This window comes from Paenibacillus sp. FSL R10-2734, assembly GCF_037963865.1.
Classification (GTDB): domain Bacteria; phylum Bacillota; class Bacilli; order Paenibacillales; family Paenibacillaceae; genus Paenibacillus_AQ.
This window is the reverse complement of the sequence record NZ_CP150170.1, coordinates 6092446-6115620: the sequence shown is the minus strand read 5'-3', so window position 1 is coordinate 6115620 and position 23175 is coordinate 6092446. Positions and strand designations below refer to the sequence as shown.

The following is a 23175-nucleotide window of genomic DNA, read 5'->3' as shown; positions in this document are numbered from 1 at the left end:
ATTAGAAGCCTTTGCGTAAATAAGCGAACATGGAGTTTAGATATTGATCGAACGATATAGCATCGGGGCGCTCATCCTGCGTTTCACCCGGCAGCATGACATTCAGACGCCCATCCAGAATCGGCACAAACGCACCATAGACGGCACCAGCAAGAAGATGGGTATATCCGTCGGCATAGCGCCCATGAGTGAACTGTTCGAGCACTTCCTGAGCGGCTATCTGTAGGCGGCGAAATACGCTGAGGATATAAGGCTCCAGCGACGGATACTGATTAGCCAGCGATACGAACTGCCGCAATTGATGTAGAAACTCGGAAGTGAACTGAAGCTTGAACAATTTGTACAAGGCATCCAGTGGCGTTGTATCTTGAGGTAGATCCGCTAATAAGTTGTTTTGATCCTTCCTTGAAGCGTTGCCAATAAAATATGCCGCTACCGCCTCCTCTTTGCACGAGAAGTAGTTGGCAAAGGTCCTTCGGGAGTAGCCGGCTTTCTGGACAACATCGTCGACGATGAAGCCGTCCATACCTAGTTCAAGCGCAAGTTCGAAGGAGGATTTGGCTAAGGCATAAGCTGTGGCTTCTTTTTTTTTGTCGCGCAGTGTCGGTTTGGGGTTCAAGTTCTATGCGATCTCCTTTCTTAAGTACAGAGAACATACTGTGCTCTATTTTCTATTTTTATATTATTGCCCAAAGAGCAAAATTGCACAATGGGCAATTTGTTTGTGGAGAGTAGTTGTCATACTAAAAAGAGATCAGCGATGATTGACATCGCTGATCTCTTTTGCATGATGCTATTAATAGTGCTAATTGCTTTTAGATATTAAGCTTCTTTGGCAATAATTTTTTTTGAGCTTCGCTTTGGGTTCTTGCTCAGGCTCAGGCGCTTGCCCAACACGTTTAATGAAGAAAGATAGCAGCAGACCGATGATGCCGATCGCGACAATCACTAGATAGGAATCATTGATGCCCTGAATAGAAGCTTCCATAATCATATGTTCCTGTGTTCCGTTCTGTGTGCTGCCTGAAACCAGCATATCCTTCATATGCGTTGTAGTACGGCTCGTCATAACGGTAACGAGTAAGGAAGTCCCAACGGCGCCAGCCACTTGTCGAATGGTATTCGAGATCGCTGTACCGTGCGCACTAAGCTTGGAGGGTAATTGATTTAGACCTAAAGTTTGTATAGGCATTAGGAGCAGAGCCATTCCGATCCGGCGGCCTGTTGACATAAATACCAGATACATATAGCTAGTTGAGTCCGTTAAGTTCACAAAGCTCAGCGTCGTTGCAATTGTGATTAGCAGACCGATGATAGCGAGCCATTTCGCTCCGAACCGGTCGAACAGCTTTCCAGTTACCGGCATCAACAAACCCATAATGAGCGCACCAGGAAGCAGTAGCAAGCCGGACTCCATCGCTGTAAAGCCGCGGGCATTCTGCAGATACAGAGGCAGCAGCATCATATCTGCATACATCACGATTGTAACTGCGATACTGATGACAGTCGTTAAGGAGAACATTTTGTATTTAAAGGCCCGGAGATCAAGAAGCGGGTTTTGGGAAGTGAGTTGTTTCCAAGTAAACAAGCCAAGGGAAAGGACGCCCACACCAAGAGACAACAGCACTTCGGCGCTCGACCACCCTGCGCTGGCGGCGCTGCTGAAGCCATACAGCAAGGTTCCGAATCCGATTGTAGAAAGGGTTACACCAACTATATCTAACTTAGGAAAGGTGCGTTCTGATACATTTTTTAAATAAATAAAACCACAAATGATTACAATGACAGTCAATGGAATCATGCCATAGAACATAGTTTCCCAAGTGTAATGTTCCATAATATATCCAGCCAGAGTAGGTCCAATCGCAGGCGCGAAAATAATAGCTAACCCTACCATCCCCATGGCAGCCCCTCTCTTTTCAGGAGGGAACAGGGTCAAGATGACATTCGTGAGCAGTGGCATGATAATCCCAGCACCAGCTGCCTGAATCATACGTCCGGTCAGCAGAATTGGGAAGTTTGTTGCGACGGCCGAGACGATCGTTCCAGCCAAAAATATAAACATGGAAGCTTGAAAAAGCTCACGCGTCGTAAACCGTTGCATCAAATAAGCTGTAATTGGGATTAGAACCCCATTAACCAGCATATAGCCTGTTGTAAGCCACTGAGCGGTTGCAGCCGTAATATTAAAATCATGCATTAACTCCGGAACAGCAACGCTCATTACCGTCTGATTCAGTGTCGCAAGAAAGGCGCCCAAAATCATAATGAATAAGATGGGTCCTTTTTTTACGGAACTGCTTGTTACTTCTGTCTTTGTACTCACTTCACTCCATCCTTTCAAATCGTCGATCATGGACTAAATTTACAGTGTGTCGTATAGTTTACAATGCATAAATTAGATTATAAATGAAATTTTCATGTAATCAAGCAACGATTTGCGAAAAAATGTATAATAGTTTACATTTGTTTTAAAAGTGTAGTTTTTTCTTATTAAAAACAACAATTACTTTAAAATTGTAGTTTATGATATGAAAGTAAAAGATTGGAGAGGGTAGAATGAGTAACACAACACCTCGTATAGATCCCCGGGTTCTTCGTACACGTCAAATGCTTAGAGATGCTGTGATTGAATTGCTTGAGGAAATGGATATTGAGAAAATATCAGTAAACCGTATTGCAGAGCGGGCTCAAATTAATCGAGTTACTTTTTATCTGCATTATCGGGATCTCCCGGATATGCTGGAAAAGATGGCGGATGATATGGTTGAGGACATTCTTGAAGTGGTGAACAACAAAGACAACACGCAAGAATCGGTTGAAGAAGAGAATTTGCGGATACTTGAGAATCTGCTTAAGCATATTGCGGATCATGCAAAGTTTTACAAAATTGTACTCACATCGAAACGAAGTCCGATTTTTACAGATCGTCTGTTTAACTTAATGGCTGAAATCATTTCTGCACATAAGGAGAAAAAGGAGGGCGGCGCTGATCATTCAAAAATCCCCATTCAGAAGGACATTGCCATTTGGTACGGTTCAGCAGCCCTAATTGGTACGGTTATTGCTTGGCTTCGAGATGATATGCCTTATACGCCGGTGTATCTTGCTAGACAAATTAGTATGCTGCGTGCTAACTAACAACGGTTCCGAGTCATGACCAACGGAGAGCAATGAAATGAATATGATCAAAAAGAAAAAGCCGCGCATCGTTGCGCGGCTTTTGATGTATAGAGCAGGTAAATCACTGCACACTGAGATTATCCCAGTTGACTTGGAATTCCTTCAGCATGCCTTCTTTGGTCAGCTTACCGCCGAGATACCCTTGAATGCTGCTGGATAATTCCTGTGGCATCCCGTTCGGCAGACGTGTCCAGTTCCAGGTTAACGCCTGATCCTTATCGGTATAAGCCAACACCTCGGCGCCCAGCGCTCCAAGATCTTCTTCGGTGCCCTCAATGCTGTCGAGCGCAGGAATGAACTGGAATTCCTTGGTGATATATTTTTTCCCGGTCTCGGAGGTCACGAGCCAATTCAGGAACACCTTGGCTTCCTCCTTGACGGGAGAGTTTTTATTGATCACCCAATTGCTAGGTACGCCTACATAAAGCTTGTCGTTGTCTTCAGGCGTGTCGTCAATAGGCATCGGCAGGATGCCCAGATTAAGATTGGGATCGATGCCGTCGATCTGTCCTTGCGTCCAGTTGCCCTGCTGTATCATCGCGGATTCCCCGTTCGCCAGCATAGTGACCTGCGTATTATAGTCGGTCGAGAGCGGGTTCTTGTTGCCATACTCCACAGTAAGGTCCAGTAGATCGATCCACTTGGAGAAAATCGGGTCTCCGGCGAAGGTTTTGGAACCGTCTGTAAGTCCGGCGATAAATGCCTCGGGATCTGGCTGCTGGGCGAAAGGTACGTTCACATTATGATTGCCAAGCACGAACCATTCTTGGTACCCATTTGCAAAAGGTGTGATGCCCGCCGCCTTTAACTTCTCAGAGGCTTCACGCAGAGCAGTTAAAGTTAATGGTTTCTCGGTGATTCCGGCTTTCTTAAATAGATCCTTATTATAGATGAAGCCGTATCCTTCCAGATTCATCGGCATGCCATAGAGCTTGCCATCTATGGTCATTTGTTCTGCTGCAAGCGGCTTTACATCCTTGGCCCAAGCTTCACCGTTTAGATCCTCTAAATACTCTAGCCACATATCACGTTCATTGTTGCCGCCGATGGTGAAGATATCTGGCTCATCTCCAGAAGAGAATTTGGCGCGTAAGGATGCGCCATAATCGGTCCCACCACCCACGCTCTGAATCTCCAGCTTAATATCGGGGTGTTCCTTCTCAAATTCGGTCTTTAGCGAAGCCAGTGCTTCGGAGATTTCAACCTTGAACTGGTAGATGTGCACGGTTTTGACTCCATTCGCATTATCGCTGCCACGTCCGCAGCCGGCTGTCAGGGCAGCCAGCAGCAGCGAGCATGCGAGGAGAATTCCACGTTTGGTTCTCATATTTATTCATCCTCTCTTGCTGAAAGTAACGTGTATCGTTAGCCCTTCACGGAGCCTTGGGCAATGCCTTCAATAATATATTTTTGCATTACTAGGAAAAAGATGACCACAGGCGTAATCCCAAGTACAAGTCCCGGAAGTGCCAAATCCCACTGCTTCGTATATTGTCCGAAAAAGCTATAAGTAGCGATGGGAATGGTGCGAAGCACCGGGTCCTGCAGAATGAGCGATGGCATCAAGTAATCGTTCCAGATCCACAGGGTATTCAGAATGATGACGGTGACAATAATCGGCTGCATGAGTGGAAGCACAATCCGGAAAAAGGTCCCATATGGACTGCTGCCATCCACCCTCGAAGCCTCCTCAATATCAAGAGGTACTGATTTGACGAAGCCATGGAACAGAAACACAGTCATCGGGGCGCCAAACCCAAGATACGCTAAAATCAAACCCGCAGTTGAATCCATGACGCCCAGACCACTAACGACCTGCACCAATGGAATCATGATAGCCTGAAACGGAATAACCATAGCGGCCACTAATGCGATATAAAGAATACGGTTATACAAGCTGTTATTTCGGACCATTTTATAGGCGCACATTGAGCAGAGGAAGGCTAGCAGAATATTACTAATCACCGTGATGATAAAAGAGTTCAGGAAGGCACGAGGGAAATTGGTAGCTTTCCAAGCTTCGGCGTAATTACTCCACTGGAATGCGGTAGGAAGCGCAGCGGAATCTGAAAGAATCTCACTATAGCTTTTTACTGAGTTCGCCAGCAAAAAGTAAAAGGGGACTAGGAATAGAAGGCCCAGCAGGATCACAATCACTTCGATGAGAAGTAGGGGCACATTGAATTTCTTGGCGGTAGTCTCCATTACAGCTCCACCTCTCTTTTCTTAGTTGCTCTAACCTGTAGCAAGGAGATCACGGCTACGATGACGAAGAAAATCATTGCTTTGGCCGAGCCCATTCCGAACCGGCTGATGGTGTAAGCTTCATTGTAAATATTCAACGCTACAGATTCGGTAGCTTTGAAGGGTCCACCCTTGGTCAGCGACAGGTTGAGATCGAACAGCTTAAAGGACCAGGAGATCGACAGGAACAAACAGACAGTTACAGCTGGCATAACCAATGGGATGGTGACTTGGCGTAACACCTGAAAACGTCCGGCACCATCCACTTTGGACGCTTCAATCAAGCTTTTGGGAACGTTGTTGATTGCAGAGATGTAGATGACCATCAGATATCCTGCATTTTGCCAGACGAATACGATTACAATCGCCCAGAATGCTGTACCTCCGGTACCTAGCCATGGAAGATTAAAGAAGGACCAGCCAGTAGCCTGTCCGATAGAAGAGAATCCTCTGACAAAAATAAATTGCCAAATGAACCCGAGCAAAAGTCCGCCAATGACATGAGGTACAAAAAACACCGTTCTTAGGACATTGCGCGTGAACAGCTTGCGGGTCAGTACATAAGCGAGTGCGAAGCCGAGCAGATTCGTCAGCACCAGGCCAAATAAAGTGAACTTCGCCGTGAACCAGAATGAATTAAGAAAGGAAGGGTCCTTTGTGAAGATATGTAGATAATTCCTCAGCCCGGTCCACTCCACATGTCGCGAGATTCCGTTCCAGCTGGTAAATGAATAATAGAGTCCCAAAAAGAAAGGAATCAGCACAATAATAAAGAAAAACAAGGAAGTTGGCCCGACAAAAATAAACTGCTGCATCAGGCGTGATCTTTTTCTATGGTCCATCGTTCCTCACCCCTTTTTGTTAATGTAAACTTGTCATTCTATAACCGGATCGGTGATTAACCGAAACAAATAGGCTAGAAATCGCCTCTGTCTCAGAGTGATCTCATCTCAGACTTGACAGCCTTTTCATAGAATCGGTATGGTGGACTTGTCAGACTAATAGGAGGTTGATGCGCATGTCAGGATGGCTTGGCAATCATTTTGTTACGCAGATTGGAATATTGGTGAATGATGTTGAGAAGGTAAGTGCGGCGTATGCGGATTTTTTTGGTCTGGAAAAGCCGGGAATTATCGTTACAGATACAGAAGATGTTGCGCAGACCAGGCATAATGGCGTGGCGACGGAGGCGCGGGCTAAGCTAGCTTTCTTTGATATGGGCTCCTTACAGCTAGAATTAATTGAGCCGGATCATCAGCCTAGCACATGGCGTGATTATTTGAATGAGCATGGTGAGGGACCTCATCATATTGCTTTTGTGGTTGAAGGAATGAAGGAGAAGATTATGCTGCTCGAAGGAAAAGGCTTCCCACTTCAGCAAAAGGGTGAATATACCGGAGGGCGTTATGCTTATATGGACACGTTCAAGGAGTTAAAGGTGATCGTGGAGCTGCTGGAGAACGACAAGGATAAAGGAGGGGATAAATAGTGAATATTCTAATTACTGGTGCCGGACGTGGGCTAGGTTATGAGCTGGTGGCTGATGCGTTGAAGCGGGGACATGGAGTTATTGCCGGGGTTCGACGTCCTGATCAGGAGCAAACAGCGTTATCCCAGCTTGCTGCAACCTATGGAGATAAATTAAACGTCGCTACGCTGGACGTGACGAACGAAGACGGAATCGCGGAGCTGGCTGCGAGTCTGAAAGAGCAAGGCCGTACGCTCGGTGCCATTATTAATAATGCGGCGGTGCTCAGCGCCCGGGACACACCGATTGAAGCCTTAGATTTTCAAGATATGCTTACAACAATGGATATTAATCTGTACGGACCGATGCGAGTAGTTAAGCATTTCTTGCCGCTACTTACGGAACCCGAATGCTCGATCATTAATATATCGTCGGAAGCAGGCAGCATCACCAATGCATATCCGAATGACTATCCTTATGGCATTTCCAAAACGGCGCTAAATATGTTCTCGCAGCAGCTACATGAGTATGTAAAAGGTCGCGGCATACAAGTGCTTAGCGTGCATCCGGGCTGGATGCATACGGATATGGGCGGAGCCGAGGCGCCGACGAATCCAAGCCAAAGTGCCGAGGGCATCATTAGCCTGATTGAGAAGCGCACTACACCAGAAGGCCATTTCATGTTTGTAGATTATACGGGTAAGGATATGAAGATTTAGGTGATTTATATAGACTGAACTTATGATCTTAACTTAAGCTCAGCAGTCACTGTGGTGAATGTTTGGACTTCCGGCCGCTGTTGTCACCAGATTTCTTGATTATATACCGTGTTTCACGGTTGAAATCCGCTGACAAAGGCGGTCACTACGTTCCTACAGTTCCAAACTTCCCCTCCGATCCTTCTCGCTTTTTTTATATTCTTTTGTTCAGCCTATATAAATATATTTGTTGAGTAAAGAGGACAACGGTGATTGCCGTAGTCCTCTTTTTTGTGTGAATCGGGGAAACCAACTGCGAACTATGATTCCTTTCCGGGGAACAGTGGGAGTGATTATCGTTCTGGTAGCTATAACTGGCGCTGTGCTGTACTATACCGTACCGTCGTAGAGTTGGGGGAACGTGTAAGAAATAAAATGATGTTGTTTGAGCTGATCTTAAAGTAATCAATAATTAGGGAAACTATCCCTAAAATAATCGTATTTTGCTCGATATCACCTTTAATTAGGGAATTCCTCCCTAAAATTCTGCGGGAATTGCCCGGTTTGCCTATAATCCATTAGTTTTTAGGGAGAATTTCCGCGATCAGTTCAATGTATGCTTAAAAAGTTCGGAAATTAGGGAGAATTTCCCTAAAAACATAATCAAGGCTCGATATTGCGAGATAGATCATAAATGGAATAGATCTACCATGGTATAGGGAAATTCTCCCTATAAATGCTGTGTTTTAGGGTTGAACAGGCAGGATATAGGGAATTTGTCCCTATACTTCGGCTGATATCGTCGGTATTTTAGAAAATCGTCCGTATTATAGGGAGGAATTCCATATAAGTGGGCAATTGTGAGGAAAAATCCTAAATACAGGGAATTTTTCCCTATAATACTACCTCGCCATCGCCCCATCACAATTCCTTAGACTGATCACAGAAGGTGGGGAGTTTGGGATATGAAATACAGTTGTAATCATTTATCTGAGTTCAGTTTTGGATTTTACATGCATGAGTACTGATATGACCATGTGAAATTGAAGCGCTTTCTTTTAAGATTGGATTAACCCAATAAACTATAGCAAAAAGGAGTGAAAAAATGAGTACAGAAAGAGAGGTTTTGCTGTCAGTAAAAGGGATGAGCAAAAAATTCGGCTCTACTGTAGCCCTGAACAATGTAGATATTAGCATCTACAAAGGAGAGATCAGAGGGTTAATCGGAGAAAATGGATCAGGTAAGAGTACGATTTCATCCATTATCTCAGGAATTCAAAAAGCGGATTCTGGACAAATATTATTTAAATCACAGGAATATTCTCCAAGGAATATGATGCATGCGCTTGAAAGCGGTGTCGGTATGATTGTTCAGGAGAAGGGGACCATTTCCGATATCCCGATTTCAGAAAATATATTTCTTGGCAAGATGGATCAATTCAAAAAGATCGGATTAATACAAAAAAATAAATTATATGCTGCTACTGAGCAGGTGCTTAATCGAGTAGGTATGGAACATGTAAGGCCAGATTCAATGACTTGGGAGCTCGACCAACAAGACCAAAAGTTTATTGAGGTTGCGAAAGTAATGATGATGGATCCTGATTTATTGATTGTGGATGAGACTACGACTGCTTTGTCACAGTCAGGTCGTGATTTTATGTACGAGCTGATGAATAAGCTGAAATTGCAAGGGAAATCCATTCTGTTCATTTCACATGATTTGGACGAATTGATGCAAGTATGCGATACATTAACGGTACTTAGGGATGGAAACCTTATTCGCAATTTGGAGAAGGAAGAGTTCGAAGAGGATCTTATCAAGCAACTGATGGTCGGCAGAGAAATTAGTGGGAATTATTATCGCTCAGATTATGACAATGTTGCCTTAGATGACGTCGTTCTAGATGTTAAAGGTATTCAGTATCAGGATAAGGTTCATCGTGTATCCTTCCAATTGCATAAGGGCGAGATTCTGGGTATTGGCGGATTATCACATTGTGGGATGCATGAGCTTGGAAAATGTCTATTTGCATTTTATAAAACAGACGAAGGTGAAGTAATTCACAATCTATCCGGCGATCCAATTACTTCAACGAAAATCGCGATGCAGCATAAGCTTGGTTACATTTCGAAGGATCGAGACCATGAAGCATTGGTGCTCTCTGCAAGTGTGAAAGATAATATTGCAATCGCCGGTGTGGAGCTCAATGCTTCGAAGAAGGTACTAATTAAGAATAGTACGGAGAAAAGTTATGTCCAAACACAGATTGACCAATTGAGTATTAAATGCTCTTCGATGGATCAAAATGTGCAGTTCTTATCGGGTGGGAATAAGCAGAAGGTCGTATTTGGAAAATGGATCGGCAGAGGATCAGAGATTCTCATCATGGATTGCCCGACTCGTGGTGTGGATATCGGTATTAAGAAAGCGATGTATGAATTAATGTACGAAATGAAACAGCAAGGGAAATCAATCATCATGATATCAGAAGAACTGCCGGAATTAATTGGTATGAGCGATAGAATTATGATCATGAAGAATGGAAAAGTAGATCAGTCCTTTGTAAGGAATGCAGATCTAAATGAATCAGATCTCATTCATTACATGATTTAATGAGGTGCAAATATGAACGTAGAAGTGATGAAGGTCAAACAACAAAAGCTTCGCTTTAAGAAAAGTAGTCAGCTATCCATTTTAACGCCGTTAATCGGATTAATACTGCTGATTGTAATGTATGTAATTGCTTTAGAAGGAAATATCACATCGTATAATCTGGAAATTTTGCTCAATCAATCCGTTATTATGGCTGTCGTGTCTATCGGAGCGATCTATATTTTCTCTATAGGGGCCTTTGATATTTCATTAGGAGCATCTACAGCTGTGAGTGCGATGTGTGGTGTGTTGGTGTACAACCAAACCGAGTCCATACTGATGATGCTGATTACTTGTATTCTCGTTGGTGTTACCGTTGGTTTAATCAATTCATTATTAGCCGCCGTATTTAATTTACCCGCTTTCGTATCGACGATAGCTATGCTTAGTATTCTAACTTCAATTACAAAGGTGCTTTTAGGTGGGAAATCTAATATTTCAATGGATTTTGCAGCCGCTACAGCGTATGATACCCAGCTAATTAAGTTAATAATTTTAGGAACATTTTTCGGGATATGTTATTTCATATTTCACTATACAGCTGTTGGAAGACGGAATAAGTTTCTAGGTGGAAACCCGATTAGTGCAAAGCAAACAGGAATTTCTGTAGTCAAGCAAACGATTATATCCTTTACAATCGCTGGTCTCGGCGTTGGGCTGGCTGCATTCCTAACCATTACTCGCGCGCCGACCTTAAGTGCATCAACAGCCTCCTCGATCGGAATGGATGTATTAATTGCTGTTGTTTTTGGTGGAATGCCGGTATCTGGAGGCGCACGAAGTAGAGTGATTGCCGCGCTAATTGGCTCGGTGTCCATCGTGCTGTTAAATCAAATACTGTTAATTATCGGAGCATCGTTCGGAATGACACAGCTTATTAAAGGCTTATTGTTCCTGCTGGTTGTTTTTATTGCAGGTCTTGGTTACAGAACAAAACTATTAACGAGATAGGAAGTGGATTCGTATGAAGAAAATGAGTAAAAAGGCTATTTTAACATTGATTGCAATGGTAATGATTATTTCTACAGCATTAGTAGGATGTAGCAGCACCAAGAATGAAGGGACAGATGCAAGCGCTAACAGTGGTGCTAAGACAAAAATTGGCGTGCTAATCTACGATCCAACTGATTCACAGGTTGTTGCCTTTCAGAAATATTATCAGCAATACATCGAAAAAAACTTCAACGTAGAATTTAAATTTTCCTCCGCAGTTTCTTCAGCTGAAGAAGAAAAATCTGCAATCGAGAATTTTGCACTCCAAGGTGCAAAAGGGATTATTGCCTTAACCCAAGCGGATATGGTGGCAGCGATTAATCAGGCAGCAGCTGCCAAAATGTATTATATCGTCGGTGTTGGTACGATGACTGATGAGCAATACGAAGCAACAAAAGACAATAAATATTTCATTGGTACAATTGGTCCAGATTTGACCTCGGAAGAAAAAGCAGGCTATGACATGGCAAAAAGCTATATTGCGCAAGGTTATACCAACTATGTAATATATGCCGGAGGTTTAAGCTATGGGGTTGAAGCCCACGTTAAACGTTATGAAGGTATGGTAAAAGCGTTTGAAGAAGCAGGTGCAGTTTATGAAGGAAAGCAAGGCGGTTTAGGCAAGTTCACAAGTGATAAATATAAAATTACCTTTTTGGAAGGCTTCCCGGATGATGCGGGTGCATTTTACACAGAAGCTGCGCAAAAGCTTGGTGAGCCAAATGTAGAAGTGTTGCTAACTGTAGGGATTGGCTTGGAAGTGTTTGGGGCTACCATAGCCAAAGCAAATCCGGACATTAAACTAGCAACGATTGCAAGCTTTACTGATGCGTATAGAGGTGGATTCGACGCAGATCCACAACAAATTGACTTTTTGGCGGGAACCTTCTCTTCGATGATCGGTCCTTCTTTCGCTGCGGTCATGAACGCAATCAATGGTGATGGTGACAGCTTTAGAGACAATGGGCAAGCCTTCAGAATTAGTCAAAATTATTGGAACGCAACTGACAAAGATACCTTCTACGAAATGTATAAATATGCAAACGATTTTGACAATCCAGTATTTAATGCTGAAGATCTAAAATCGGTTATCAAAGCAGACAATTCAGAAGCAAATTTAGATTCATTTAAAGAGCTTGCAGAGAATGTGGAATTTTCAGCGATCAAAGAAAGATTGGCAAAAAGACAATAGGACTAGGAGTAGAATCAAGTAACTCCTTCGAGGTGGCTATATGAATCAGCGATTAAAAAAGATGTTGATAAATACGTTTTTTACGATCTGTATCCCAGTTGGCGTATTTCTCTTATTAGTTATTTTATGTGGTATCAAGGGTATTGCTTTATTCGAGACTGCTAACCATGTTAGAACGTTTATTAATGCTTTCGTGGTTACAACCTTCATCGCTTGGGCACTAAATTTCAACTTATCATCAGGTAGATTTGATTTCTCTCTTGGTTCTATAGGATTGCTGTCCTGTATTATTGGCGTGAAACTGACATGGGCACTTGCAGATGCGGGTGCTCCATCTAACGCCTTTATCATGCTGGTTATCATTATCGCTGTTGGTGCGATCTTAGGGACGATTTCTGGACTGGTCTATATTGTATTAAATATTGCTCCAATTGTGACCTCTTTAGGAATGACATTAATCTTCGAAGCATTTACGTTTATCGTATCCGGAGGATCAGGTGTTGTATTGAATACATCACTACATTTAACGAAAATTTCGAATGCATCCAATCAAATGCTTATTCTTGCGATCGGTTTTGTCTGCATCTATATCATTTCCAATTTCACTAGATTCGGTTATGAGTGGAGATCTCTAATTAGTGGTCAGAAAATATCGGTTGAAACAGGGATTAACGAAAAAAGAAATGCGCTGATCTGTTATATTCTAGCGGGGATATTCATTGCAGTGGCTTCTAGCTTCAATATGAGTACACAAGGAACTGCTTCCGCGGCACTTAACTTTAGTACAATTTCAACCATCTTTACAGCGTTTCTTCCTTTGTTCTTGGGCGGCTTTATCAAACGATTTAGCGAAGAGAAGATTGGTATCCTGCTAGGTTCATTTACGACAGCACTGATTACTCTTGGTTTCGTTAGACTTGGTGTTTCCGCACAAATGCAATCCTTATGGAACGCAATAATTCTCCTATTGTTCTTAATCTATTTAAATAATGAAGGCAAGCTGAAGAGCATGCTTCGACTAAAGAAGAATTAATTTATGGAGCGTAATAAAATGAAGCATTATAAATCAATTATTTTCGATTTGGATGGCGTTATTTGCCATACAGATCACTATCATTACTTGGCGTGGAAGATGCTTGCTGATGAGCTAGGAATTCAGTTTCATGAGCAAATGAATCATTTGCTTAGAGGTGTAAGTCGACTTGAGAGCTTGGAAATCATTCTACAACATAATCAAAAGCAAGTGGCTTCAGAAGAGAAGCAAAGTTTGCTCACCAAGAAAAATGAGCTATATGTTGAGTTCCTAGAGCAGTTAAACCCAGCTGATTTGTCGCAGGACGTCCTTAACACACTTTATGCGCTGCGAGACAAGGGAATTAGACTTGCGATCGGGTCTTCTAGCCGAAACGCAAATTATATTCTAGCTCAATTAGGCATTACTTATCTATTCGAAGTTGTAAGCTCTGGCGAGAATATTACTAAATCCAAGCCTGATCCTCAGGTGTTCCAGTATGCAGCAGATCGTTTGGGATTGACGCCACAGGAGTGTCTTGTTGTGGAGGATGCGCAGGCAGGGATTGATGCAGCTTACCGCGGTGGCTTTGACAGTGCCGGGATTGGCGATATCAAGAGTTATGAACGGGTTACTTACGCATTGGAGACGTTTGGCGACCTTTTGAAATATGTGTAATCGGAGGATATAGACAATGGATTTTTTGAGAAAAACACCGTTCCATTTATCGGAACAGGATGTTGCATGGGTGACGGATACCTATGAGAGCATGAGTGTGGAAGAAAAGATTGGGCAGTTATTCTGCCCTATTGGCTACTCTACAGATGTAAACTATTTAACACATGAGTTGCTAGACAAAAAAATAGGTGGATTGTTTTTTCGGGATGGCGAGAGCACGGAGATGCGCAGCGTATTCGATTACGCGCAGAAGAGTTCTAGAATCCCACTTCTGATTCCTGCGAACTTGGAAGCAGGAGGAGATGGGGCAGCAACAGATGGAACCTCATACGGTAAGCCAATGGCAGCAGCTGCAGCTAATGATGCTAAATATGCTTATCGATTAGGGAAAATAGCGACATCGGAAGGGGCAGCACTAGGTTGTAACTGGACCTTTGCACCTGTTGTTGATATTGATTACAATTTCCGAAACCCTATTACGAATGTTCGTACCTACGGGAGTGATCCAGAAGTTGTGCTTGAGTACGCACTTGAATATATGCGTGCAGCGACTGAGGAAGGTGTGGCGGTATCCATTAAACACTTTCCAGGGGATGGTGTTGATGAAAGGGACCAGCATTTGCTGACATCCGTAAATGATCTATCCATGGAAGAATGGAATGACACCTTTGGACATGTATATAGAGGCTTGATTGATGCAGGTGCACTAACCGTTATGGTTGGGCATATTGCATTACCAGCCTATCAAAATCACCTGAACCCAGGGGATTCGAACCGAGTCGTTCCAGCTTCATTGTCACCAGAATTGATAGAAGGCCTATTGCGCCGTGAGCTCGGCTTTAACGGTCTCATTGTTACAGATGCCACACCGATGGTTGGCTTTACGGCAGCGATGGATCGGCAGACAGCCGTACCTTATGCCATTGAAAGTGGCTGTGATATGTTTTTGTTCAATAAAGACTTGGCTGAGGATCATCGCTTTATGATGGAGGGCTACCAGAAAGGCTTCTTGTCCGAAGAACGCTTGCGCGAAGCTAATTTGCGTATTCTGGCAACAAAGGCTGCTTTGAAGCTTCATATTAAGCAGGCAGAGAATTCACTAGTACCGGATAAGGATGCTTTGCACATATTGAAGAACGAAGAGCATGTTAGCTGGGCGAAGGAATTAGCAGATCAGTCCATCACACTTGTGAAGGATACACAGAATCTATTGCCTATCGTAGTTGAGCAGCATACTAAAGTTTTATTGCAAATTCTTGGTGATGCCAAATCTAATGAGCGTGTGATCAGTACATTCGAATCATTACTCCAGAAGCAAGGTTTCCAAGTGACTATTTACGAGAAGGAAGATTTATTTGGGGGCACAGATAACGTAAAAGCATTCAAAGAGAAACATGATTTAGTCATTTACTTAGGCAATGTAGAGAATGCAAGTAATAAAACAACTAACCGAATCAATTGGTATACGCTATTTGGAATGGGGAACAACCTGCCATGGTTCGTACATGAAGTTCCAACGGTATTTATTAGTTTAGCTAATCCATATCATTTATTTGATGCGCCTATGATCAAGACGTATATTAATTGCTACTCCAATAATAATGATGTGCTGGAATCTGTAGCCCTGAAGCTACTAGGTCGCAGTTCCTTTAAAGGAGTTAATCCGGTTGATCCATTCTGTGGTCGTGAAGATTTGCGCTATTAAGGGGTAAAGAAGGGAAACATTAGAATGAATATCGTGAAATTACGAACGAATCATTTAATCAATCCAATCGGATATGCTTTAGATGCTTCGATTAACTTATCATGGCAAGTGGAGGATGCTTACTCCAAATGGCAAAGCGCGGCTCGTATTATGGTGGCGATGGAACCTGATTTTCGGAAGGATTCTATTCTCTTTGATACTGGAAAAGATGAGCACATCAACCAATTGAGCTATCCATTACAGCTCAATTGGCTTCCTTATACGAGATACTATTGGAAAGTCACAGTATGGGGGGATGAGGAAGAGGTTGCAGAAAGTGAGATCGCGTATTTCGAAACGGCTAAGCGGTCAGAACCATGGCTAGCGAGTTGGATAACTAAACCTGAGTCGTTAGAAAACCACCCTATGTTTATCAAAACAGTGCATATCACTAAGCCGATTCGACGTGCTCGCGCATACGTTTGTGGATTGGGATTATATGAGCTTTACTTAAATGATGAGAAAATCGGAAATGAATTTCTTATGCCTGGATATCATGCCTATGATTTATTCATGCAATATCAAACCTATGATATGACGGAGCAATTTACCATAGGAGAACATATTATTCAGGCCATGGTAGGTGATGGATGGTATAAAGGACGATTCGTATTTGAAGGCGGGTATGAGAATTTATATGGAGATCAGCAGGCCTTTATTTATGAAATGCATCTTGAATATGAGGATGGATCCACAGTAATCGTATGCACGGATAATACATGGAACTGCTACAACTCTCCGGTTGTAAAAAGTAATATTTATGATGGTGAAGAGTTTGATAGCCGTTTGGTGCTGTCGTCGCAGGAATTGAAGTCAGCAGACCTTTTACCGGTTTGTCCCATAGATATAGATTACCAAAAGCTTAGTGAACGATATAACCCACCGATTCATATTGTCGAGAAGCTAGAACCTGTCCAGCTAATTATTTCAGAAATAGGAGAAAAAATTCTAGATTTCGGTCAAATTCTCACAGGCTGGGTAGAATTTGAAGCAGAGGTGCCCAGCGATCATTTCATCACGCTTGAGCATAGTGAATTAATGCAGGATGGCTGCTTCTACAATGATAATCTACGAACAGCTAAAGCACAGTTTATGTATATCGGGGACGGAACAACGAAGCGCATTCGACCTCATTTTACCTTTTACGGTTTTAGATATGTGAAGGTAACTGGCATCGATGATATTCAGTTGAAGCACTTTAAAGCCTGTGTCATCATGTCAGATATTGAGGAAACGGGTTTTATTGAGACTTCTAATGCGAAGGTGAATAAGCTATTTAGCAATGCGAAGTGGGGACAGAAAAGTAATTTCTTGGACATACCAACAGATTGTCCACAGCGGGATGAGCGAATGGGGTGGACGGGAGACGTTTCAGTTTTTGCCTCAACTTCATGCTTTAATATGCGTACCCCAGCGTTTTATCATCATTATTTGAAGAATCTGCGGCTAGAACAGCAGTTAATTCAAGGGTCTATACCTTTCTTCGTTCCAAAGCCAAAGGTTGCCTATCATGAGGGCATTAATCCATTTCTCATCTCGGACGGAGCAGCGACGTGGGGCGATGTGGCGACTATTCTCCCATGGACGTTATTTCAGCATTACGGAGATGTCGGGGCTTTGCGTGTACATTATCCAATCATGAAGGATTGGGTGAACCATGTACGTGCACTGGATATCGAGAATGGGGATCATAAGCTATGGGATCATGGCCGACATTTGGGTGATTGGCTGGCATTGGATCATGATAGTCCAAGTCCCATTGGAGCGACGGATATGCATTATATCTCATCCGCTTATTATTACCATTCCACATTATTGCTCTGTAAAGCTGCAAATGTATTGGGATATAGCGAAGACGAACGTATCTATGGCGAGTTAGCTTCGCTGATTAAGGATGCATTTGTTAAAAAATATTTTGATGAGCAAGGACAGTTAACGATACTGCCTACACAGACTGCTTATGTACTAGCCCTTCATTTCAAGCTATTTCCGGAGGATAAAGCGCAGGATGTATTACACAAGCTGAAAGAACAAATAAGCGATAATAATGGTCATTTGAATACAGGCTTTGTTGGAACACCTTATTTATGTCTTGTCCTCTCGGAATATGGAGCGAACGATGTTGCTTACAAGCTGTTATTAAACGAAGAATATCCAGGATGGTTATATGAAGTGAATCTGGGAGCCACAACGATCTGGGAACGATGGAACTCTCTTTTGCCAGATGGAAAGATCAGTGGGACGGAAATGAATAGCTTGAATCACTATGCATACGGGTCCATTGCGGATTGGATGTACCAAAAGATGTGTGGATTTACTTTAGAGGGAGATAAGGGCGGCTTTCAAGAGATGATCATTCGACCACTACCTGATCCAAGCTTCTCCTATGTAACTGGAAGATTGGATACTGTAGCAGGCACATATCAAGTGGAGTGGCGGTATATGGAACAAGGGCACATTCAGTATAGTGTTGTTATTCCATTTAATGCTACAGCAACTGTGTTCCTGCCTGATGGTAGAAGCTATCGTCTTACTTCAGGAAAGCATAGGATCTAATTTTTAATTAGAACTCCCCTCAAGAATGTCATTGAGGGGAGTTTTATAAAAGTGGTAACATTTATATCACTTGGATACACGAATAGGAAAAATAAACATGAGTATAAAACGAAAATTATTATTTCTTTATATTGGTATATTGGGAGCTTTGTTTATTGTAATTGGGATGGTTGTTTACAGCTATCTTTCTTATGTTTTCGAGAGTCGAACGAAGAACAATTTACAATCTATGAACATTAAGCTGAACCAACAGTTCGAAAGTGTCATAAAGCCCATGGATTTCTCACTAACTAATTTAATATCGGATTCCGAATTTATGGAGGCCACTCATCTATTAATGTCGATTAATCGAACAAAGGCTGAACGAGTAGAAATTGAAAAGGCCATCAAAAGAGTAAATCGGCATTTAGTCACCTATGCACACGCGGTCAATTTTTATCGAATCAGCGTCTATAACACAAAGGGTGACTTTCTAAGCAATGATGAATTTGCAAGTGCTGATGTGAAAGATCCCATCACTCGACTTAAGAAGCTAATGGGAACCGATCATTGGATTGAAGAAGTCGGGCTAAATAAATGGATCATTCCTAATCATATTGTATTATGGTCAGACAATCCCAAAGATTACGTAACCAGCTTAATTCGTGTTGTGTCTAATTCGAGAAGCGAAGCAACTGTCATTGAGACGGAGATTCTGAAAGACGAAATTGATAAAACATTCTCAGTTTTGAATGGAGAAGACGTTCAAGTCCTTGTTCTAGCTAAGGATAACTCGATTATTTATTACGATAGTGACAGAACGTTAAAGAGCGTTAGCTACTATATAAAGAATCTTGAGCAGATCTCCTCGACACCAACGTTTTATTATAACGATCATACGAAGTCGAAGGAACTGATATCTCGTGTGCATTCAAATTATACAGATACCAACATTTTTGTCATTCAAAATGAATCGATTGTGAACGAACCTGTGGTTCTGATCAGAAATATTATTATTGGCTTGGGTGCTCTAATGCTACTGCTCTGTATTTTGTTCTATGTTGTCATTGTCAGTCGGCTGATGAATCCTTTACGAAAATTAAAAGAGGAAATGGAAGCAACCGAGCTGTATAACTTGCCACATGAAACAGAAATAGATACTTCACAGAATGAGATCATATCTCTAAATCAGTCCTACAATCATTTGAAGAATCGTTTGAATTTGGCCGTACAACGTGAAGTGGAAGCACGAAGCATGCAGCTACAAGCGAGTATGGATTTGTTGCAAGCGCAAGTGAATCCTCATTTTATCTATAACATTATGAATATTTTTTCTTACCGTGGCATTTTATTGGACGATCCAGACATCATTGAAATGAGTGAAGGGTTAACCTCAATGCTACGTTACTCCACTTCTAATGTTGAGATTGCTGCTCGAATTTCGGAAGAAGTAGAGCATGTGCAGCACTATCTAGTGCTAATGAAAAAAAGATATGAAGATTGCCTTAACTACGATATTCAGATTGCATCATCCATTGCTGAGGAGCGGGTACCTAAGATAACATTGCAGATTTTTATTGAAAATGCGATTAAGCATAGCTTTGAACAAGGCAATCGAGATGTCATCGTCAAGCTGAGAGGGTATCAGAATGGGGATCGATGGGTCTTGGAGATCGAGGATAACGGAGGAGGCTTTAAGGAGCAGCAGCTGTTAACTATACGTAAAAGTCTAGAGCTAGCAGAAAAAAACTTCTTGGAACAGAGAGAAAAGCTGCAGCTCGAGATCGGTGGTATGGGAATTGTGAATACGTTTATAAGGTTAAAAATCTTTTTTAAAGACAAGCTGGAGTTTCACATTTCCTCGGAGGCAGGACGTACAATTGTTCAAATTAGTGCGGAAATGGAAAGCAAGGCTGGGGGTGGATTAGAATGAATAAATTGAAGATTGTCATTATTGAGGATGAACCTGCAGCAATGCGTGCATTGTCCACTATTATTGCACGTAAATGCGAGAGTTCGGAAATCGTCGCTACCGCGTACAATGGACAAGAAGGGCTGCGGGAGATCGAGACTCATTTACCGGATGTCGTATTCACTGATATAAAAATGCCGCTGATGGATGGGATGGAAGTATCAAAGCAAATCGCTAGTCGCTTTCCTTTCATTCATACCGTCATTATTAGTGGATTTCAGGATTTCGGATACGCTAAACAAGCGATGCAGTATGGTGTAAAGGATTACTTACTTAAGCCTGTGAACATCCTGCAATTTCAAGAATTAATGACACAGCTACAAATTATTATAGGGAACGAACATAGAGAACATCGTACTAATATCCTAAAACAACTGTTACTAGGCAAAAAGCTCGAACCTTATTATAGAGACAAATATTTACCTAACAACTTTATACGTTTAGCTGTAATAAGATTGAATGCAATTTCTGAGGATTTCTATATTGATGAGGATGAGCACGAGCATCAGCATCAGCTATGGCTCGGGATGTTGGATTTGCTTCATGCTCAATTTTCGAAGGATCAGCTTGTCTGGACGCAAGGGAATGATGGTAGAGAATTTGTAGTTCTGTTCACAAAAGAGGCTTTGACGGTGGAGCGGATGAAGGAAAGGCTTGGAGAATTTCTTCTCGGTTATAATCAAGCCTTTGTAACGATAGCGATTACAGAGGGAAAAGTGACTTTGGAGCAGCTTCGTTCAAGGAAGAATACCCTTAGCAAGGTAATTGATCAAAGAATTGTACTTGGCAAATCACAAATCATTAATTCAAATGATCTAATGATGATCTCGCATAGCCAAGACAAGTCACAAGCTTTAGAATCGAACTTTCAGAGGAAAATGGAGCAAAGCCTAGTTGACTCTAATTGGACGCAATTAAAAGAGGACATTGGGCATGAATTTATCCGCTGGAATGAGCAAGAACTGCCACAGAAATCGGTGGAATTTAAAATAAAACATTTATTAACATGCATCCTTGAGAGCATTGAAAATAAGGATACAGACCTAGATTATTTCTATATGATGATGGAAGCCATCTCGAAAAGTCGCGATTTCAATGAACTGTTTATTTTGTTTTGGGACATGATTGAGCAGCTAATTACTCATATAAAGCAAAAGCCAACAAGAATTGATTCAGAGGACTTTTTTCAAGCGATTATTAATTATGTTGAAAACAACCTTAGAAATAAAATTTCACTACAATCTGTGTGTGATTTCTTTGGTATTTCTCAAACCTATATGAGTAAGCTATTTCGCAAATACAAACAGATGTCCTTTAATGAATTTGTAAATCAGGTTCGAATTAATAAGGCGAAGGAATTAATGATTCAAGACTCAAGCCTTTCCATGAAAGCAATTGGGGAATGCGTCGGATTTAATGATCCGTTTTATTTTAGCAAAGTATTTAAGCAGTTTACAGGGACAAGTCCATCCGTGTATAGCTCAAAAAGTGGAGAGTACAAGCTATGAAGCGTATTGTCTTAATAGGGTTGGTTATGGTTATAGTGTGCGGCTTATTAAGTGGATGTAATCAACAATCAAAGGAAACAGCGAATGTGAAATCTGCCACTCCAGTGGTGCTTTCAATCTATGTAGATCAAGGTCTTGTTAATGATGATTTACATGAAGTAGCTAAACTCTTTGAAGAGCAAGAAGGAGTTTCTGTGTATTTCAAGGAGCGTCCAAGTGGCGATGCCGGTGAAGCAATGGTACGTGCAAGTCTTGCTAGTGGAGATATGGCAGATCTGCTGATTTATAATTCGGGAGGCTTATTCTTCGAGTTAGATCCTGAAAGATATTTCGTTGATCTGAAGAACGAGCCTTATGTTCAAGATTATATAGAAGCCTACACGAATGCAGTGTCTAGAAATGGGATGACATTTGGTTACCCTGTCTCGAATTCGACAATTGTTGGTGTACTGTATAACAAAGAGCTGTACGAGCAATTGGGGCTACATATTCCGACGAACTGGGACGAATTTATTTCTAATTGCAGAGTGATCCAAAAGGCTGGAAAAGTGCCTGTTGTTGCATCGTTTAAAGATGATTGGACGTCGCAGTTTCTCTTCATCGGCAGCCAGTATGCTGTAATGAAACGAGAACCAGCATTTCTTAAAGCTTTTCTGGAACATCGTAAAAGCTTTGTTGATTCCGTAGTCTATAAAGAGAGCTTCGAAAAACAGCGGGAGCTATACGATCTGAAACTATACAACTCTGATTATTTAATTATGAACAATACGAAAGCCCTAGAGCTCATGACATCAGCGAAAGGGGCGCATTATATCGTCAACTCAGGCTTTTTGGATGTGATCCAAAAGGAGTATTCTAATGCAAAAAATAAGGTTGGTTTTTTCCCCATCCCAGGTAGCACAGCTGATGAGACAGGATTAACGATAATGTTGCCATCCTCATTTTACATTAACAAATATAGTGAGCATATTGAATTATCTAAAAAATGGATTGCGCTATTCCATGCCTATATGAAATCACATCATTTGAAGCAAATTGCACCAAGCGTATTGAAGGATGAGGGAACCTTTCAATCGACAGATCCAGTAATCAATCGCTATCTTCAGGATGGTAGGTATACGTTCGGATTAGAATTCTTGAGCGAAGTTAAAGGGGATAAGCTGTCTGAAATTAGCTTTGAGAATAGTACAGGGATTATTACTCCTGAAGAAGCATTGCGTAACTATAACGCTCGATATCAGAGTAAATTGGATCAGTTTGTGCGTTGAGAATATAGCAGGGGGATGTGAAAT

General features: G+C 41.9%; 18 protein-coding genes. 13 read left to right on the top strand and 5 right to left on the bottom strand.

Annotated elements, in window-relative coordinates:
* Position 1: 1 nt before the first annotated feature.
* Both NSS67_RS26430 and NSS67_RS26425 read right to left on the bottom strand, forming a co-directional pair.
* Positions 2-619, bottom strand: a complete 618-nt coding sequence (locus NSS67_RS26430) for a TetR/AcrR family transcriptional regulator (protein ID WP_339316709.1) — start codon at positions 617-619, stop codon at positions 2-4.
* Between the two features lie 186 nt (positions 620-805).
* Entirely contained in the window at positions 806-2266 is a 1461-nt protein-coding gene (locus tag NSS67_RS26425) for a DHA2 family efflux MFS transporter permease subunit (protein ID WP_339320710.1), read from the bottom strand.
* A gap of 293 nt (positions 2267-2559) precedes the next feature.
* On the opposite strand from NSS67_RS26425, the gene NSS67_RS26420 reads away from it, so the two are divergent.
* On the top strand, positions 2560-3141 hold the full coding sequence (locus NSS67_RS26420) for a TetR/AcrR family transcriptional regulator C-terminal domain-containing protein (protein ID WP_339316708.1): 582 nt from the start codon (positions 2560-2562) through the stop codon (positions 3139-3141).
* Between the two features lie 103 nt (positions 3142-3244).
* Here the strand turns inward: NSS67_RS26420 and NSS67_RS26415 are convergent, their stop codons facing one another.
* The 3 genes from NSS67_RS26415 to NSS67_RS26405 are packed head-to-tail and all read right to left on the bottom strand — an operon-like array spanning position 3245 to position 6269.
* On the bottom strand, positions 3245-4510 hold the full coding sequence (locus NSS67_RS26415) for an ABC transporter substrate-binding protein (protein WP_339316707.1): 1266 nt from the start codon (positions 4508-4510) through the stop codon (positions 3245-3247).
* Positions 4511-4548: 38 nt separating this feature from the next.
* Positions 4549-5388, bottom strand: coding sequence for a carbohydrate ABC transporter permease (locus tag NSS67_RS26410; protein ID WP_339316706.1), 840 nt, complete (start codon positions 5386-5388; stop codon positions 4549-4551).
* Positions 5388-6269, bottom strand: a complete 882-nt coding sequence (locus tag NSS67_RS26405; protein WP_339316705.1) for a sugar ABC transporter permease — start codon at positions 6267-6269, stop codon at positions 5388-5390. The genes NSS67_RS26410 and NSS67_RS26405 overlap by 1 nt, the downstream gene beginning before the upstream one ends.
* Positions 6270-6445: 176 nt before the next feature.
* Here NSS67_RS26405 and NSS67_RS26400 point away from each other — a divergent pair, with 176 nt between their 5' ends.
* From NSS67_RS26400 to NSS67_RS26345, 12 genes are all read left to right on the top strand, one after another.
* Complete coding sequence (locus tag NSS67_RS26400; protein ID WP_339316703.1) at positions 6446-6916, top strand: VOC family protein; 471 nt, start codon at positions 6446-6448, stop codon at positions 6914-6916.
* Positions 6916-7614 (top strand): SDR family oxidoreductase, encoded by a 699-nt coding sequence (locus NSS67_RS26395; RefSeq protein WP_339316701.1) that lies wholly within the window; start codon positions 6916-6918, stop codon positions 7612-7614. Before NSS67_RS26400 ends, NSS67_RS26395 begins: the two co-directional genes overlap by 1 nt.
* Before the next feature lie 1084 nt (positions 7615-8698).
* Positions 8699-10210, top strand: a complete 1512-nt coding sequence (locus NSS67_RS26390) for a sugar ABC transporter ATP-binding protein (protein ID WP_339316700.1) — start codon at positions 8699-8701, stop codon at positions 10208-10210.
* Positions 10211-10222: 12 nt separating this feature from the next.
* On the top strand, positions 10223-11200 hold the full coding sequence (locus tag NSS67_RS26385; RefSeq protein ID WP_339316699.1) for an ABC transporter permease: 978 nt from the start codon (positions 10223-10225) through the stop codon (positions 11198-11200).
* A gap of 13 nt (positions 11201-11213) precedes the next feature.
* Positions 11214-12434 carry a hypothetical protein gene (locus NSS67_RS26380; protein WP_339316698.1) on the top strand — a complete coding sequence of 407 codons (1221 nt, stop codon included), beginning with the start codon at positions 11214-11216 and terminating at the stop codon, positions 12432-12434.
* Positions 12435-12474: 40 nt separating this feature from the next.
* Positions 12475-13467: a hypothetical protein gene (locus tag NSS67_RS26375; protein WP_339316697.1), complete on the top strand. Its 993-nt coding sequence runs from the start codon at positions 12475-12477 to the stop codon at positions 13465-13467.
* Positions 13468-13470: 3 nt separating this feature from the next.
* Positions 13471-14124, top strand: a complete 654-nt coding sequence (pgmB, locus tag NSS67_RS26370) for a beta-phosphoglucomutase (RefSeq protein WP_339316696.1) — start codon at positions 13471-13473, stop codon at positions 14122-14124.
* A 16-nt stretch (positions 14125-14140) separates the two neighbouring features.
* Positions 14141-15829, top strand: a complete 1689-nt coding sequence (locus tag NSS67_RS26365; RefSeq protein WP_339316695.1) for a glycoside hydrolase family 3 N-terminal domain-containing protein — start codon at positions 14141-14143, stop codon at positions 15827-15829.
* Between the two features lie 24 nt (positions 15830-15853).
* Positions 15854-18424 carry a family 78 glycoside hydrolase catalytic domain gene (locus NSS67_RS26360; RefSeq protein ID WP_339316694.1) on the top strand — a complete coding sequence of 857 codons (2571 nt, stop codon included), beginning with the start codon at positions 15854-15856 and terminating at the stop codon, positions 18422-18424.
* Between the two features lie 97 nt (positions 18425-18521).
* Positions 18522-20336, top strand: coding sequence for a histidine kinase (locus tag NSS67_RS26355; RefSeq protein ID WP_339316693.1), 1815 nt, complete (start codon positions 18522-18524; stop codon positions 20334-20336).
* A complete protein-coding gene (locus NSS67_RS26350) occupies positions 20333-21883 on the top strand; it encodes a response regulator (RefSeq protein ID WP_339316692.1) in 1551 nt (516 codons plus the stop codon). The genes NSS67_RS26355 and NSS67_RS26350 overlap by 4 nt, the downstream gene beginning before the upstream one ends.
* Entirely contained in the window at positions 21880-23151 is a 1272-nt protein-coding gene (locus NSS67_RS26345) for an ABC transporter substrate-binding protein (RefSeq protein ID WP_339316691.1), read from the top strand. Before NSS67_RS26350 ends, NSS67_RS26345 begins: the two co-directional genes overlap by 4 nt.
* The last annotated feature ends 24 nt before the right edge of the window (positions 23152-23175 follow it).

What these genes read in the sequence shown, in the direction of transcription:
- NSS67_RS26425 (WP_339320710.1), bottom strand. Translation starts at nt 2,266, where the DNA reads ATGATTTTGGGCGCCTTTCTTGCGACACTGAATCAGACGGTAATGAGC.
- NSS67_RS26420 (WP_339316708.1), top strand. Translation starts at nt 2,560, where the DNA reads ATGAGTAACACAACACCTCGTATAGATCCCCGGGTTCTTCGTACACGT.
- NSS67_RS26415 (WP_339316707.1), bottom strand. Translation starts at nt 4,510, where the DNA reads ATGAGAACCAAACGTGGAATTCTCCTCGCATGCTCGCTGCTGCTGGCT.
- NSS67_RS26410 (WP_339316706.1), bottom strand. Translation starts at nt 5,388, where the DNA reads ATGGAGACTACCGCCAAGAAATTCAATGTGCCCCTACTTCTCATCGAA.
- NSS67_RS26405 (WP_339316705.1), bottom strand. Translation starts at nt 6,269, where the DNA reads ATGGACCATAGAAAAAGATCACGCCTGATGCAGCAGTTTATTTTTGTC.
- NSS67_RS26400 (WP_339316703.1), top strand. Translation starts at nt 6,446, where the DNA reads ATGTCAGGATGGCTTGGCAATCATTTTGTTACGCAGATTGGAATATTG.
- NSS67_RS26390 (WP_339316700.1), top strand. Translation starts at nt 8,699, where the DNA reads ATGAGTACAGAAAGAGAGGTTTTGCTGTCAGTAAAAGGGATGAGCAAA.
- NSS67_RS26385 (WP_339316699.1), top strand. Translation starts at nt 10,223, where the DNA reads ATGAACGTAGAAGTGATGAAGGTCAAACAACAAAAGCTTCGCTTTAAG.
- NSS67_RS26380 (WP_339316698.1), top strand. Translation starts at nt 11,214, where the DNA reads ATGAAGAAAATGAGTAAAAAGGCTATTTTAACATTGATTGCAATGGTA.
- NSS67_RS26375 (WP_339316697.1), top strand. Translation starts at nt 12,475, where the DNA reads ATGAATCAGCGATTAAAAAAGATGTTGATAAATACGTTTTTTACGATC.
- pgmB (WP_339316696.1), top strand. Translation starts at nt 13,471, where the DNA reads ATGGAGCGTAATAAAATGAAGCATTATAAATCAATTATTTTCGATTTG.
- NSS67_RS26365 (WP_339316695.1), top strand. Translation starts at nt 14,141, where the DNA reads ATGGATTTTTTGAGAAAAACACCGTTCCATTTATCGGAACAGGATGTT.
- NSS67_RS26360 (WP_339316694.1), top strand. Translation starts at nt 15,854, where the DNA reads ATGAATATCGTGAAATTACGAACGAATCATTTAATCAATCCAATCGGA.
- NSS67_RS26355 (WP_339316693.1), top strand. Translation starts at nt 18,522, where the DNA reads ATGAGTATAAAACGAAAATTATTATTTCTTTATATTGGTATATTGGGA.
- NSS67_RS26350 (WP_339316692.1), top strand. Translation starts at nt 20,333, where the DNA reads ATGAATAAATTGAAGATTGTCATTATTGAGGATGAACCTGCAGCAATG.
- NSS67_RS26345 (WP_339316691.1), top strand. Translation starts at nt 21,880, where the DNA reads ATGAAGCGTATTGTCTTAATAGGGTTGGTTATGGTTATAGTGTGCGGC.